Genomic DNA, 14,092 nt, shown 5'->3' on the forward strand with positions numbered 1-14,092 from the left:
TTGGCTCGCATCGTCCTGAAGATCGACGTCGACACGCTGCGCGGCACCCGCGAAGGCGTGCCGAACCTCGCGCGCATCTTCGACCGCTTCAAGGCGCGCGCCACCTTCCTGTTCAGCCTTGGGCCCGACCACACTGGCTGGGCGATGCGCCGCGTGTTGCGGCCGGGCTTTCTGAAGAAGGTGTCGCGTACCTCGGTGGTCGAACACTACGGCGTCAAGCAACTGATGTACGGCGTGCTGCTGCCCGGTCCGGACATCGGCGCCAAGGCCTCGGCGCAAATGCGCGCGATCCATGAAGCCGGCTTCGAATGCGGCATTCATACGTGGGATCACGTGTACTGGCAGGACAATGTGCGCTCGAAAGATCGCGCGTGGACCGCGGCGCAGATGCAACAAAGCCACGACCGCTTCGTCGAGGTGTTCGGCGCGCCGCCGGTCACGCACGGCGCGGCAGGCTGGCAGATGAACGGCCATGCGTTCGAACAGATCGACGCATGGGGCATGCGCTATGCGTCCGACGGGCGCGGCCACTCGCCGTATCTGCCGGTGGTCGACGGGCGCACACTCGCGCACGTGCAGATGCCCACCACGCTGCCCACGCTCGACGAAGTGCTTGGCGTGGACGGTGTCGAAACCCACAACGTCGCCGCATGGATGTTGAAGCACACTGAAAACAATCCGCACGACCAGGTGTTCACGCTGCACGCGGAACTCGAAGGGCAAAAGCTCGCGCCGATCTTCGAACAGCTTCTGGAAGGCTGGCGCGCGCAAGGCCACACCTTCGCGACCATGGGTGACTATTACGCCACGCTAGACCGCAACACGCTGCCATCGTACCCTGTTACGTGGGGTGAAATTCCAGGGCGCTCCGGCGAGTTGATTGTTCAGCCCTGACTGGTCAACCCGCAACCGGCCCTGACGACCCGACCGCCACGCGAGAGCATGCCGCGCGCCGGTCACCCTCCCCCAAGTTTCGATGCCAGGCCGACGCCGCCGCACTCATCCGGCGCAGGCTATTACAACCGGAGAACCTCGTGTCCATCGCAGTCGACCAACCCATCCCCGACTTCACCGCTTCTGCTACCGGTGGCGAGATCACGCTGTCCAAGCTGCGGGGCAAGAAGGTGGTGCTGTATTTTTATCCGAAGGACAACACGCCGGGCTGTACGACCGAAGGTCTGCAGTTTCGCGATCTGTATCCGAAGTTCAAGAAGGCCGGCGCGGAGATCATGGGCGTGTCGCGCGACAGCCTGCGCTCGCATGACAACTTCAAGGCGAAGCTCGAATTGCCCTTCCCACTGATCTCGGATCCGGAAGAAACGCTGTGCGCGCTCTTCAGCGTCATCAAAATGAAGAAAATGTATGGCAAAGAAGTACGGGGGATTGAACGCTCCACGTTCCTCATCGACGGTGAAGGCGTGCTGCGCCAGGAGTGGCGCGGCGTGAAAGTGCCGGGCCACGTCGACGATATTCTGGAGGCTGTACAAGCGCTTTGAGGCGCGTTATATTGGGTTGCAATGAGTGCCTGTACACCCCCAAATTTTGCCGCTGCGCCAGACTTGACGGCCGCTTCCCGTTTCCTGGGTTCCGTCGGAGTCGCGAGGTGCAACGCGAGCACTGTAGGCGAGCCGCTTGCCCCGTACGCCGGGGCGGCGGCTTTTTCAATTGCGCGCGGCCGTTCGTTCACTCGGCCACGCGCTTCCGTTAAGGAGCCGATCGAAGACCAGGCGAACCGGCATCTCTAGACCGAATGCGCGCCTCCGGGCGCAAACTGCGTGCGCACTCACTGGCACCGGCAGAATGCGACAGGCGGCGCACGATATGTGACCCGATTAATTCGAGGGAAACCATGCCTTTGCCTACCCCCCCCAGCAAGCTCGGCAATCTCCTGCCGCCTGACGAATACAAGGCCAAAGCCGCCAGTCCGGCGCGCTCCGCCGCGAAGAAACAGGCTGCCGACGGGGAATCCGCAGAGTCGGCCGATTACGGCCGCGCGAACGTCGCCACGCCGATGGCGCACGCCGCCAATGCCGCGACCACTTTGCGGCCTGTGCCGGCATCGTCGGCTGCTCCTGCCGCGTCGTCCGCATCCGCCGGCCAGGCCGCTCCGGCGCGCAGCGCAACGGCACCGGGCCGCAGATCGAAGCAGACCGCCGCCCTGCTGCAACCGGTTCCCGCTACCCGTGCGCCGGCCGAGCCGGCCGCGCAGCCGGTCGTCGCCCGCACGCCGAGCGCGAAGCAGGCCGAGGCCAGCACACCTGCGGCCGTCGCGCCGAGCACGCGCGGCACCAGCAAGAAACGTGGCACCGGCACCCAGCCGGCCGAAGTCCAGAAGCTCTTCGTGCTCGACACGAACGTGCTGATGCACGATCCGAGCTGCCTGTTCCGTTTCGAGGAACACGACGTCTATCTCCCGATGATGACGTTGGAAGAACTCGACAACCACAAGAAGGGCATGTCGGAAGTCGCGCGCAACGCACGTCAGGTGAGCCGCACACTGGACGCGCTGGTGGCGAACGCCGGCAACATGTCCGACGGCATTTCGCTGGCGCGTCTGGGCAGCCGCGAGGCTTCCGGGCGGCTGTACTTCCAGACCAAGCTCACCGCCATCGAGCCGGTGGAAGGCCTGCCGGAAGGCAAGGCCGACAACCAGATCCTCGGCGTGGTGCGCGCGTTGCAGCGCGACCGGATGGATCGCCAGGTCGTGCTGGTGTCGAAAGACATCAATATGCGCATCAAGGCGCATGCGCTTGGCCTGCCCGCCGAAGACTACTTCAACGACCAGGTGCTCGAAGACAGCGATCTGCTGTATTCCGGCATCCGCGCACTGCCGCAGGATTTCTGGACCAAGCACGCAAAGGGCATGGAGAGCTGGCAGGACACCAAGACCGGTACGACGTACTACCGTGTGACCGGTCCGCTGTGCGCCTCGATGCTGGTCAACGAGTTCGTCTATCTCGAGCCGCAAAACGGCGAGCCGGCGTTTCACGCGCTGGTGCGCGAGCTGAACGGCAAGACCGCGCTGCTGCAAACCTTGCGCGACTACGGCCACCACAAGAACAACGTGTGGGGCATCACGGCGCGTAACCGCGAGCAGAACTTCGCGCTGAACCTGTTGATGAATCCGGAGATCGACTTCGTCACGCTGCTGGGTCAGGCCGGCACCGGCAAGACGCTGGTCGCGCTCGCCGCCGGTCTTGCGCAGGTGCTGGACGACAAGCGCTACAACGAGATCATCGTGACGCGTGCGACGGTGCCGGTCGGCGAAGACATCGGCTTCCTGCCGGGTACGGAAGAGGAAAAAATGCAGCCGTGGATGGGTGCATTCGACGACAACCTCGAAGTCCTGCAGAAGACCGACGACGCAGCCGGCGAATGGGGCCGCGCCGCGACTCAGGAGTTGATCCGCTCGCGCCTGAAGGTCAAGAGCATGAACTTCATGCGCGGCCGCACGTTCGTGGACAAGTATCTGATCATCGACGAGGCGCAAAACCTGACGCCGAAACAGATGAAAACGCTGGTCACGCGTGCGGGTCCGGGCACGAAGATCATCTGTCTGGGCAACATCGCGCAGATCGATACGCCTTACCTGACGGAAGGCAGTTCGGGACTGACGTACGTGGTCGATCGCTTCAAGGGCTGGGCGCACAGTGGGCATGTGACGCTGGCACGCGGCGAGCGTTCGCGTCTGGCGGATTACGCATCGGAAATTCTTTAAGGTTCAGCTAGTTAGCGTTTGTTAGAAGTCGCGAGCCGCGTCTGGAGCAATCTGGACGCGGCTTTTTTCTCGCCCGCGCGTTCTCACCGGGCAACACTTAGCGCGCGAACTTCAAGTAATTTGTCAAGAATTCTTGCCGGAGCGAGGTCCCAAGGGCTACCATCCCGACATCGTTTGCCGTTAAACGAGCGCTTACCGCTCGCCTCGTCTTCATGCGCCGACTCGCCCTCTCGTTGCTGACCGTTCTGCTGCTCGCCGCCTGTGCCGGCGCGCCGCAGAAGACGTTGTCGCGCTCGGGCAGCTCGGTCGTCGTGGCGAACGGCGCCTATCACGCTCCGCCGCCCGGCTTTCCGAATTTCGTCGACCACAGCATCGGCCGCGAGGAAATCTCGATTCAGGCGATGAGTCTCGTCGGCATTCCATACCGCTGGGGCGGCAATACGCCGGATAGCGGCTTCGATTGCAGCGGATTGGTTCGCTATGTCGTCTTGCGCGCGGCGTCCGTGAATCTGCCGCGCACGACGGCGGATATGAGCGGGCGTGGCGAATCGATCGAGCCGGACGAGATCGCGCCGGGCGATCTGATTTTCTTCAACACGACGGGGCGGGCGCATTCGCACGTCGGCATTTATGTGGGCAAGCTGCGTTTTGTCAACGCGCCGTCGACCGGTGGGACGGTGAGGCTCGACTATTTGACCAATCCTTATTGGGCCAAACGTTTCGACGGGATTCGCCGCGTGGCCGGGCCGGCCGCGACACCCGCGCCATTCGATACGCCGAACTATCAGGCTGCGGCGCCGCGGCCTGAGCGTGTTGCGCCTGTGGCGCAGACAGCGCCGGCGTATGCGGGCGTGGCGGGTGCAGCGGCGACCGTGGCGCCGGCGTCGACGAAGACAGCGGCACAGCCGCCGGTTTATGCCACGGGCGCGCTGCAACCCCAATCGCAAACGCAGCCGACGGCCCGCGTGGCGGCGACGCCGCGCGCACCGTCAACCACAGAAGCTCAACCGACAACCACCGCAGCCACGCCACAAGCCGATCCGTTCGAACCACCACCGCCGGGCCTGAGCGCAGCGCAGATGCAAGCGCGTGCGGCAGGCGCGGTGTCGCCGACGCCGGGGCCTGCCGCTCAAGCCAGTGCCGATGTCGCCAACGCCAGCGCATTGGCTCAGCCACAGCCGATGCCTTCACGCACTGCGCCGCAAGCGGCGGCCGGACGCGCTCCCGATCCAATCGATGCCGCCGCCGACGCGTTCGAGCCGCCGCCGCCCGCTTCCGTCGCCGCGCGTCAGGCTCGCCAGGCGCAGCAAGCCGATGAGAACGGCAGCGTGCAGATCATGCGTGCGTCGACCGCCTCGCGCGGCATACCCGCCCCCACGCAGACCAACGACGATCCAATCGCCCGCTTCGCCAACGGCAACTTCTGAGACCGCAACGCCGGCCAGGCGTCGACCCTTTCCGCGCTCTGCACGCGAACACGACCGGATCATGCCGCCTGCGGCGTCCATACCTCAAGACACAAGCCGGCCGGCGGCGCACGCGGCCGACACCACCACGACGCCGCCGATCTGCTATCGTCATCGATATTCTTTCGAAAGCGGGTGATGACGATGGATCTCGGGCTTAAGGACAAGGTGGTGCTGATCACGGGCGGCAGCAAGGGAATCGGGTTCGCTTGCGCCCGGGCGTTTGCGCTAGAGGGCGCGAAAGTCGCGATCGTCTCACGCGATCCGGCCAATCTCGCGCGCGCTTACGAGCAGTTGAAGCAGGAAGGCCTGCACGTGCATCGAACCCGCGCCGACCTGCACGAACCGCACAGCGCCGCCGATATCGTCGAGGAAGTCAGCACCGCGGTCGGCCCGATCGACATACTGATCAACAGCGCCGGCGCCGCTCGCCGTTACGACCCGGAAACGCTCGATGCCGAGGCGTTCCGCGCCACCATGGAAGCGAAATACTTCCCCTACATCTATCCCCAGCAGGAAGTGCTGCGCCGCATGGCCGAGCGCGTCAAGGCCGGCAACGGCGGCGAGCCCGGCACGATCGTCAATATCATCGGCATGGGCGGCAAGATCGCGAGCGATATCCATATTGCCGGCGGCGCTGCGAACGCCGCGTTGATGCTCGCCACCGTCGGCCTCGCTCATTATTACGGGCGCTATGGCATCCGCATCAACGCGATCAACCCCGGGGCGACGCTGACCGAGCGTGTCGAGGAAGCGGTCAAACTGGAAGCGACGCAGCAAGGCATCGAGAGCACGGAAGCGCTCGCGCGCGGGCAGGCCAAAGTACCGCTCGGACGCTATGCCAAACCCGAGGAAATCGCGGATGTCGCGCTGTTTCTGGCGAGCCGCCGCGCGAGCTATGTGACGGGCGCAATCGTCCCGATGGATGGAGCCAGCGCGCCGCTGATCTAGACGGCGCGCTTCGAAGCCGGACAGTTTGATAGCGCGGCGGACAACGCCGCCGCGCGTTCTACAAGAAACGGTGGCCGAGCCACCACGCCGCCCCGGCGAGCGCCGCGGAAGCCGGGATCGTCAGAATCCACGCCCAGACGATGTTGCCCGCCACGCCCCAACGCACCGCGCTCAACTTCTGCGTCGCGCCGACACCGACAATCGCGCCGGTAATCGTGTGCGTGGTGGACACCGGGATGCCGAGCCACGAGGCGGTAAACAGTGTGATCGCCCCGCCCGACTCCGCGCAAAAGCCGCCGACCGGCTTGAGCTTGGTGATCTTCTGGCCCATCGTGCGGACAATGCGCCAGCCGCCGAACAGCGTGCCGATGCCCATGGAGAGATAACAGCCGCCGATCACCCACAGCGGCGGCGCATCCGCGATCGACGACGCATAACCGGTTGCGATCAGCAGCATCCAGATAATGCCGATGGTTTTCTGCGCGTCGTTGCCGCCGTGGCCGAGGCTGTACAAGCCCGCCGACACCAGCTGCAGGCGCCGGAAACGCCGATCGACCTTGCTCGGCGGCGTGCGGAAGTAGATCCACGACACCGCCAGCATGAAGAACGAGCCGAGCACGAAGCCGAGCAGCGGCGAAATGAAGATGAAGGCCACCGTCTTCATCAGGCCGTCGAAATTGAGCGAGCCCCAGCCCGACTTGGCGAGCGCCGCGCCCACCAGGCCGCCGATCAGCGCATGCGAGGAGCTCGATGGAATGCCGTAGTGCCACGTGATGATGTTCCAGCCGATCGCACCGACCAGCGCGCCGAAAATCACGTAATGGTCGACGATGTTCGGATCGATCGTGCCTTTGCCGACGGTCGCCGCCACTTTCAGGTGGAACACGAAATAGGCGACGACGTTGAACGCCGCCGCGAAGGCCACCGCCTGCTGCGGCTTCAGCACGCCGGTCGAGACGACCGTGGCGATCGAATTCGCCGCGTCGTGGAAGCCGTTCATGAAGTCGAAAATCAGTGCGACAGCGACCAGGCCGCCGACGACCCAGATTGCGAGTTGTATCGATTGCATTATGCGTTTTCCAGCACGATGCCTTCGATGATGTTCGCTACATCCTCACACTTGTCCGTGATCGTTTCGAGCAATTCATAGATCGCTTTCAGCTTGATCAGCGTCTTGACGTTGTCTTCTTCACGGAACAGTTTCGACATGGCCGAGCGCAGCACGCGGTCGGCTTCCGATTCCAGACGATCGATTTCCTCGCAGGCCTTCAGGATCTGGCTCGCCTGCTTCATGTCGGACAGCAGGCTCACGGCGAACTGCACGCGCTCGGAGGTCGCCGTGCAGATGTGTGCCAGTTGGCTCGCCTCGGAGGTCACGGCCTGCACGTCGTACAGCGAAATGGCGGTGGCGACGTCCTCCATCAGGTCGAGGATGTCGTCCATCGTGGTGATCAGCTTGTGGATCTCGTCACGGTCGAGCGGCGTGATGAACGTCTTGTGCAGCAGGTCGATGGTTTCGTGCGTGAGCTTGTCGGCGGCCTTTTCGGCTTTTTGTACGTTTTGCTTGTGGGTCTCGGCGTCCTGCAGATTGTCGATCAGCAGCTCGAGTTCGCGGCTTGCCGAGACGATGCACGTTGCGTGCGCATTGAAAATTTCAAAGAACTTGCCCTCGGTGGGCATGAAACGACCGAACATTGGGATCCCGAAAATTGGTCACATTATGGCTGACATAAAACCGCCACATTGTACCGTTGCGAGACTCGGGCCGCACTTTTGAAAGCGCCGTTACAACGGCGCTCCAGTTATCGCTTCACTTCTGCGCGAATTTGCGTTTTTAGTCGCTGTAGAAATTCTGCGCGCCGGCAAAGTTGTCGAACTTCGTAAATTGGCCATGGAACGTGAGCCGAACGGGGCCGATCGGGCCATTCCGCTGCTTACCGATGATGATCTCGGCCGTGCCTTTATCGGGGCTGTCCGGGTTATAGACCTCATCGCGGTAAATGAACAGGATCACGTCGGCATCCTGCTCGATAGCGCCGGATTCGCGCAAATCCGACATGATCGGCCGCTTGTTCGGACGCTGTTCGAGACCCCGGTTGAGCTGCGACAACGCGATCACCGGCACGTCGAGTTCCTTGGCGAGACTTTTCAACGAACGTGAGATTTCCGAAATTTCGGTCGCGCGGTTTTCCCCTGACGACGACCCGCTCATCAGTTGCAGGTAGTCGATGATGATCAGCCCCAGCTTGCCGCACTGGCGCGACAATCGGCGCGCGCGCGAACGCAGTTCCATCGGATTCAGACCGCCGGTTTCGTCGATGAAAATCTGCGCCTCGCTCATTTTCTGCACGGCGTGCGTGAGCTTCGGCCAATCCTCGTCGGTCAGACGCCCCGTTCGCATACGATGCTGATCCAGCCGGCCGACCGAGCCGAGCATACGCATGGTGAGTTGCGAACCCGGCATTTCCATCGAGAACACCGCGACCGGCAAGCCGTACTCGACCGCCACGTATTCGCCGACGTTCATCGAAAACGCCGTTTTACCCATCGACGGGCGGCCCGCGACGATGATCAGTTCGCCGCCGTGCATACCGGAAGTCATGCGGTCCAGATCGACAAAGCCGGTCGGCGTGCCGGTTACGTCGCTCGGATTCGCCGTGTGATAAAGCGTGTCGATCCGCTCGACGACTTCCGTGAGCAGCGGCCCGATTTCGAGGAAACCCTGAGTGCCGCGCGCGCCGTCTTCGGCGATGGAAAACACCTTCGACTCGGCCTCGTCCAGCAACTGCCGGACTTCCTTGCCCTGCGGGTTGAAGGCGTCGGCGGAGATCTCATCGGCGACCGACACCAGACGGCGCAGCACCGCCCGATCGCGCACGATTTCCGCGTAGCGGCGAATATTCGCCGCGCTCGGCGTGTTCTGCGCCAGCGCGTTCAGATAGGCCAGACCGCCGACCTCTTCCGCCTTGCCCGAGGTGCCGAGCGCCTCGTACACGGTGATCACGTCGGCCGGACGCGTGGCCGCGATCAGCTTGCCGATGTGCTCGAAGATGATGCGGTGATCGTAGCGGTAGAAGTCGCTCTGCGACAGGAAGTCGGCGATGCGGTCCCACGCGGCATTGTCGAGCAGCAGGCCGCCCAGCACCGATTGCTCGGCCTCGATCGAATGCGGCGGGACTTTCAGCGACTCGAGTTGGGGGTCTTTGGACGGTGCGTTCATGGAGTGGGATTATCGGGCAAATCGGGGGCGCGCGGGCGGCCGCGGCGAGCGGGAAAAACAAAAAAACGGGCACAAAAAAAGCAGGGGCCGGTTACCCGGCCCCTGCCTTTTGCCAGCAACCTCCTGGCAGATGCTATTTGGTGCTTAGACGTGTTCGCCGATCACAGCCACCGTCACATCGACCAGAACGTCAGTGTGCAGCGAGACTTGAACTGCGTGCTCGCCAACCATCTTCAGCGGGCCTTCCGGCAGACGCACTTGCGCCTTTTCTACTGCGAAGCCTTGCTTGACCAGGGCTTCAGCGATGTCCGCGTTCGTCACCGAACCGAACAGACGGCCGTCGACGCCAGCTTTCTGATTGATCTGAACCGTCGAGCCACCCAGCTTTTCGCCTTGGGCTTGGGCCGCAGCCAGCTTTTCAGCGGCGACTTTTTCGAGTTCTGCACGGCGCACTTCAAATTCAGCCAGGGCTTCTTTCGTTGCACGGCGAGCTTGCTTGTTCGGGATCAGGAAGTTACGTGCGTAACCGTCCTTGACCTTCACGATATCGCCCAGGTTGCCCAGATTGACGACTTTTTCCAGAAGAATAATTTGCATTCGGAGACTCCTTATCGCGTCGTCGGGTTAGGCCTTGTGCTGGTCGGTGTACGGCACCAGCGCGAGGAAGCGTGCGCGCTTGATTGCCGTGTCCAGCTGGCGTTGATAGTGCGACTTCGTACCCGTGAGACGCGCCGGCGTGATCTTGCCGTTTTCGCCGATGAAGTCCTTCAGCGTTTCGAGGTCCTTGTAGTCGATGTGATCGACGCCAGCGGCCGTGAAACGGCAGAACTTCTTGCGCTTGAAGAGCGGATTTTGTTGCTGACGACGCTTGTCGAATTTCTTACCAGTCGGGCGGGGCATGTTCAGTCCTTTCCAATGTCCTGCAATGCTGTGATGTGAAATACCAGAGTTCTTGCGTTGCGGTGCTTTTTTGCCAGAAAGCCTGTGAAGAGCGTTTCCACGCCCATCTGACAGCCTTCCAGCTTACCGCTCGCCTCACCTGCGGCTACTGCCTGCATGGTCAGTTCGACTTGCCGGGCAATCCCGGCTTCGACGACTTCCGTGCGGTGGTGCAACGTGCAGCCTGCAATCGGAACGCCGGCGGGGGTATACCGCACCGGTTCGCGTTCGACGACGCTGGCCGTGAGTTGCAGCCGGTTCATGTAGCCTTTGGCGAGAACGACGCTGAGTCTGGTAGCTTAAATAGTGTGTCTTAAGCCTGCGCTTCGGACGGTTGCGTAGCAGCCGACTTCTTGGCTTCTTCGCGCTGCACTTCCTTCATCATCGGCGACGGGCCGGTTTCGGCCTTCTTCATCTTGACGATCAGGTGACGCAGAACGGCGTCGTTGAACTTGAATGCGTGTTCCAGCTCGTCGAGCGTGGTTTGGTCGCATTCGATGTTCATGCAGACGTAGTGAGCCTTCGCGAGTTTCTCGATCATGTAGGCCAGTTGGCGACGGCCCCAGTCTTCGATACGGTGGATCTGGCCACCGTGCGAGGTGATCGTGCTCTTGTAACGCTCGATCATGGCGGGCACTTGCTCGCTCTGATCGGGATGCACGATAAAGACGATTTCATAATGACGCATACACACTCCTTGTGGATTAAAGCCACCCGGGCGTCGGAACCGGTGCGGCAAGTGAGAAGCCAAAGAGTGTAACCCGATTGGGGCCGGGTTGCAAGATATCCCGTTAATGCGGCGCGCGAATCGGGTGTGTTTTCAAGGGTTTAGGCGGCGGCGAAGCAAAGCCTGAGACAGCATCTCATGCCGGGAAGCCTGAGACGGGCGGTCAGTCTTCGCGCGTTACACAAGAGCCAGCCAACCCGCACCGTCCGGCGGCTGGTGGCCCGCCAGGCCGCCGTTTGCAACCTACGAGCCGGCTTCCGTCCGCTCGCTACCGCTTTGTAGCCGCGCCTTCAGTGCCACTTCCAGTCCCTTCAGCGCGTCGGGCGCGGCATCTGAAATCGCCCACCAGGTCATGCCTTCCGCGTTCCAGTGCGCGATCGAGTAGCCTTCGCGGCCGAGCGTCGCCGGTGCCGCGCTATCCGTGTTGCGGCCTGTCCCGCCGGAGCCAGTCTGCGGAAAGACGTACACGTCGATCACGTGCTTCTGGTAGCGGTACACCAGCACGGCCACCCGCTGATGCGCGAGGTAATCCAGGCGCCCGCCCTCCAGCGCGAAGCCGTTCGCCGCCAGATCCTCGACCGGCGGCGAATAGTCGAGCCGGCCGTTGAACCATGGCTTGACCGTATGCCGATCCGTCGAAATCACGTCGATGTCGCGCCCCGACACCTGCGCGCGCACGTGGCTTTCCACCAGTTCGTCGGCGAACGGTCCGAAGTCCGCCGGCCGGCGCAGGTTCAACGCCACGCCCGCCGCGACCGCGCACAACGCGACGACCAGCACCGTCAGCCAGCCGCGCGCGAACACGCCGCCTGAGCCAACCGGGCCGCCCGCGCCCGTCGGCCAGCCGACGCCGCCTTGCGGGGCGCGCCAGCCGTCCAGCCAACGATCGAGCCAGCCCCGCCGAGCACGCTCGCGCGGTGGCGTCCTGACGTTGGCGACCGGCGCCTCGGCCGCCGCAACCGGTTCGTCGACAGACGGCAGTCCGGCGACGATCCGCTCGCGCAGCGACTGCGGCGCACGATGGTAAGGCGCCGCGCGCAGCGCACCGCTCAAGGCCCGCAGGTTCTCGCTCTCGCGCCGGCAGTCGGCGCAGCTCTCCATGTGCTGCTGAATGCGCCGGGCATCCGGTGCGGGCAATTCGTGATCGGCGTTCGCGTCGAGGAGCGGCCGCGCTTCTTTACAGTCCATCTGGCGTCTCCTGAGCGTTGCCGGCGGCCGTGCCGCCTGGCGTGTTGAGTGGCCGGCCGTTGGCGGACGCCCGCAATGGCGTCACGCTCGCCGTGGCCGATTTGCCTGGGCCGGGCGCCGCGCACGTCGACGACCTGTGCGACGCTGTTGCGCCCCCCTGTTTCTCCATGAGCAACGCGGCAAGCTTGCGACGCCCCCGCGCGAGCCGGGACATCACCGTGCCGATCGGCACGTCCGCCACCGCCGCGATCTCCCGATAACCCATCTCCTCCAGTTCCCTCAGCATCAGCACTTCCCGATATTCGACCGGCAGTTGCGCGAGCGCCTCGTGCACGAGCTTCGTATCCTCGTCGCGGATCAGGAGAGCCTGCGGGTCGGCGCCGCCCACGCTCCAGCCGTCGAAGGTGGCGTCGTCCATGGTGTCGTCGAACTCGACCGTTTCGTGCGACGACGCCCGCCGCCGCCATTCCGTGTACCAGGTGCGGCGCACGATCGCCAGCAGCCACGGTCGCGCCGAATCGCCGCGAAAGGTGTCGAAGAAGCGAAACGCGCGCATGAAGGCTTCCTGCACGACATCGTCGGCGTCGCTGGCGTTACCGCACAACCAGCGCGCAAGGTTGTACGCGGCATCGAGGTGCGGCAGCACCATCTGCTGAAAGCGCCGGCTCCTCGCTGCTTCGGACTCGCCGTGCGCGCGGACAGGTTCTGAATCGGTCTGGACCACCTCGGCCCTCCAGGGCATTGCGGGCTATGCGATGGAGCTCGTCGTGACACTCTCTACAGCACATGACCGGGCATCTGCCGAGTTTATTCCCGACGCCGCGCGGAATCCGCAAAAAATCAGGCCGGGCCGCCGGCTTCGGCTAGTAAGCCGGGCGATTCCAGTAATCCTCGCTGGCGTACACCTCCTTAAGATAGTCGATGAAGTACCGCACCTTGGCCGGCACATACCGCTGCTGCGGATAGACCGCGAGAATGTCGTAATCGGGTAGCGCGAACTCGTCGAGCACGGTTTCCAGCTCGCCGCGCGCCAGTTGCTGCTGGATCTCCCACGTAGAGCGCCAGCCGAGCCCGAGTCCTTCCGACACCCAGCGGTGCAGCAATTCGCCGTCGTTGCAGTCGAGGGTGCCGCCCACCCGCACCGTCGCCAGCTTGCCGTTGCGGCGGAAGTACCAGCCGCGGTTCTGTCCGCCCTGCAGATTGAACGCGAGACAGTTGTGCTGCGGCAGATCCTCGAGACTCTTCGGCTTGCCGTGCCGGCGGAAATACTCAGGCGTGCCACACACCACGCGCCGGTTCGACGCCAGCTTGACCGCCACGAAATTCGGATCGACTGTCCCGCCGATGCGGATCGACAGGTCATAACCCTCGCGCACCAGATCCACCACCCGGTCGGTCAGATTGAACGACACCTGCAATTCCGGCTTGTCGGCGAGAAACGCCGGCGCGAGCGGCGCGACGTGCTTGCGTCCGAACGCAGCCGGCGCCGACACGATCAGATGGCCGTTGACCGCGCGCCGCCCGGCGCTCAGTTCGTTTTCCGCCTGATCCCATTCGGTCAGCAGACCGCGGCAGCGCTCCAGAAACGCGGCGCCGTCTTCGCTGACCACCAGCCGGCGCGTCGAGCGATACATCAGTTTCACGCCAAGGCGCTTTTCCAGCGCATCGATGCGGCGGCCGAGAATCACCGGCGACACGCCCTCCTCCATCGCGGCCGCAGCCAGGCTGCCGGCGTCCGCAACGCGCACGAACGTTTCGATCTGTTTGAAGCGATCCATTTCTGTCTCCTCCTGGCGGGGCGCCGGGCTGCGGGCCATTCCATACTTTTTGTTTCGAAATAAGCGACCCGGACTGATCTTATCAAACCTTTAGGTCAAGCCTAA

At 63.5% G+C, this 14,092-nt stretch carries 15 protein-coding genes; 5 read left to right on the top strand and 10 right to left on the bottom strand.

The features are described 5' to 3' along the window. From RI103_RS11170 to RI103_RS11190, 5 genes are all read left to right on the top strand, one after another. On the top strand, positions 1-894 hold the full coding sequence (locus RI103_RS11170) for a polysaccharide deacetylase family protein (protein ID WP_310812093.1): 894 nt from the start codon (positions 1-3) through the stop codon (positions 892-894). 140 nt (positions 895-1,034) lie between these two features. Continuing rightward, positions 1,035-1,496: a peroxiredoxin gene (locus tag RI103_RS11175; protein ID WP_310812094.1), complete on the top strand. Its 462-nt coding sequence runs from the start codon at positions 1,035-1,037 to the stop codon at positions 1,494-1,496. A gap of 353 nt (positions 1,497-1,849) precedes the next feature. Further along, positions 1,850-3,718, top strand: coding sequence for a PhoH family protein (locus RI103_RS11180; protein WP_310812095.1), 1,869 nt, complete (start codon positions 1,850-1,852; stop codon positions 3,716-3,718). Positions 3,719-3,930: 212 nt separating this feature from the next. After that, a complete protein-coding gene (locus tag RI103_RS11185; protein ID WP_310812096.1) occupies positions 3,931-5,145 on the top strand; it encodes an NlpC/P60 family protein in 1,215 nt (404 codons plus the stop codon). Between the two features lie 183 nt (positions 5,146-5,328). Next, positions 5,329-6,135, top strand: a complete 807-nt coding sequence (locus RI103_RS11190) for an SDR family oxidoreductase (RefSeq protein ID WP_310812097.1) — start codon at positions 5,329-5,331, stop codon at positions 6,133-6,135. Between the two features lie 58 nt (positions 6,136-6,193). Here the strand turns inward: RI103_RS11190 and RI103_RS11195 are convergent, their stop codons facing one another. The 10 genes from RI103_RS11195 to RI103_RS11240 all read right to left on the bottom strand — a co-directional run bounded on the left by RI103_RS11195 (position 6,194) and on the right by RI103_RS11240 (position 13,987). After that, positions 6,194-7,204 carry an anion permease gene (locus RI103_RS11195; protein ID WP_310812098.1) on the bottom strand — a complete coding sequence of 337 codons (1,011 nt, stop codon included), beginning with the start codon at positions 7,202-7,204 and terminating at the stop codon, positions 6,194-6,196. Beyond that, the gene (locus tag RI103_RS11200) at positions 7,204-7,830 is read right to left on the bottom strand and encodes a DUF47 domain-containing protein (RefSeq protein ID WP_007182106.1); all 627 of its coding nucleotides are present in this window, start codon (positions 7,828-7,830) and stop codon (positions 7,204-7,206) included. The genes RI103_RS11195 and RI103_RS11200 overlap by 1 nt, the downstream gene beginning before the upstream one ends. A 139-nt stretch (positions 7,831-7,969) precedes the next feature. After that, on the bottom strand, positions 7,970-9,355 hold the full coding sequence (locus tag RI103_RS11205; protein WP_064269887.1) for a replicative DNA helicase: 1,386 nt from the start codon (positions 9,353-9,355) through the stop codon (positions 7,970-7,972). Positions 9,356-9,499: 144 nt separating this feature from the next. Beyond that, the gene (gene rplI / locus RI103_RS11210; protein ID WP_310812099.1) at positions 9,500-9,952 is read right to left on the bottom strand and encodes a 50S ribosomal protein L9; all 453 of its coding nucleotides are present in this window, start codon (positions 9,950-9,952) and stop codon (positions 9,500-9,502) included. A 27-nt stretch (positions 9,953-9,979) separates the two neighbouring features. After that, positions 9,980-10,255, bottom strand: coding sequence for a 30S ribosomal protein S18 (gene rpsR, locus RI103_RS11215; protein WP_007182109.1), 276 nt, complete (start codon positions 10,253-10,255; stop codon positions 9,980-9,982). 2 nt (positions 10,256-10,257) lie between these two features. Continuing rightward, complete coding sequence (priB, locus tag RI103_RS11220; RefSeq protein ID WP_310812100.1) at positions 10,258-10,557, bottom strand: primosomal replication protein N; 300 nt, start codon at positions 10,555-10,557, stop codon at positions 10,258-10,260. A gap of 50 nt (positions 10,558-10,607) precedes the next feature. Beyond that, entirely contained in the window at positions 10,608-10,982 is a 375-nt protein-coding gene (gene rpsF, locus RI103_RS11225; protein ID WP_006048823.1) for a 30S ribosomal protein S6, read from the bottom strand. A 282-nt stretch (positions 10,983-11,264) separates the two neighbouring features. Further along, a complete protein-coding gene (locus tag RI103_RS11230; protein ID WP_310812101.1) occupies positions 11,265-12,209 on the bottom strand; it encodes a zf-HC2 domain-containing protein in 945 nt (314 codons plus the stop codon). After that, positions 12,199-12,933: an RNA polymerase sigma factor gene (locus RI103_RS11235; RefSeq protein WP_310812102.1), complete on the bottom strand. Its 735-nt coding sequence runs from the start codon at positions 12,931-12,933 to the stop codon at positions 12,199-12,201. Before RI103_RS11235 ends, RI103_RS11230 begins: the two co-directional genes overlap by 11 nt. A gap of 139 nt (positions 12,934-13,072) precedes the next feature. Beyond that, positions 13,073-13,987, bottom strand: a complete 915-nt coding sequence (locus tag RI103_RS11240; RefSeq protein WP_310812103.1) for a LysR family transcriptional regulator — start codon at positions 13,985-13,987, stop codon at positions 13,073-13,075. Positions 13,988-14,092 lie beyond the last annotated feature (105 nt).

This window comes from Paraburkholderia sp. FT54 (assembly GCF_031585635.1).
Classification (GTDB): Bacteria; Pseudomonadota; Gammaproteobacteria; order Burkholderiales; family Burkholderiaceae; genus Paraburkholderia.

What these genes read in the sequence shown, in the direction of transcription:
- RI103_RS11185 (WP_310812096.1), top strand. Translation starts at nt 3,931, where the DNA reads ATGCGCCGACTCGCCCTCTCGTTGCTGACCGTTCTGCTGCTCGCCGCC.
- RI103_RS11190 (WP_310812097.1), top strand. Translation starts at nt 5,329, where the DNA reads ATGGATCTCGGGCTTAAGGACAAGGTGGTGCTGATCACGGGCGGCAGC.
- rpsR (WP_007182109.1), bottom strand. Translation starts at nt 10,255, where the DNA reads ATGCCCCGCCCGACTGGTAAGAAATTCGACAAGCGTCGTCAGCAACAA.
- rplI (WP_310812099.1), bottom strand. Translation starts at nt 9,952, where the DNA reads ATGCAAATTATTCTTCTGGAAAAAGTCGTCAATCTGGGCAACCTGGGC.
- RI103_RS11180 (WP_310812095.1), top strand. Translation starts at nt 1,850, where the DNA reads ATGCCTTTGCCTACCCCCCCCAGCAAGCTCGGCAATCTCCTGCCGCCT.
- RI103_RS11195 (WP_310812098.1), bottom strand. Translation starts at nt 7,204, where the DNA reads ATGCAATCGATACAACTCGCAATCTGGGTCGTCGGCGGCCTGGTCGCT.
- RI103_RS11240 (WP_310812103.1), bottom strand. Translation starts at nt 13,987, where the DNA reads ATGGATCGCTTCAAACAGATCGAAACGTTCGTGCGCGTTGCGGACGCC.
- RI103_RS11200 (WP_007182106.1), bottom strand. Translation starts at nt 7,830, where the DNA reads ATGTTCGGTCGTTTCATGCCCACCGAGGGCAAGTTCTTTGAAATTTTC.
- RI103_RS11230 (WP_310812101.1), bottom strand. Translation starts at nt 12,209, where the DNA reads ATGGACTGTAAAGAAGCGCGGCCGCTCCTCGACGCGAACGCCGATCAC.
- priB (WP_310812100.1), bottom strand. Translation starts at nt 10,557, where the DNA reads ATGAACCGGCTGCAACTCACGGCCAGCGTCGTCGAACGCGAACCGGTG.
- rpsF (WP_006048823.1), bottom strand. Translation starts at nt 10,982, where the DNA reads ATGCGTCATTATGAAATCGTCTTTATCGTGCATCCCGATCAGAGCGAG.
- RI103_RS11205 (WP_064269887.1), bottom strand. Translation starts at nt 9,355, where the DNA reads ATGAACGCACCGTCCAAAGACCCCCAACTCGAGTCGCTGAAAGTCCCG.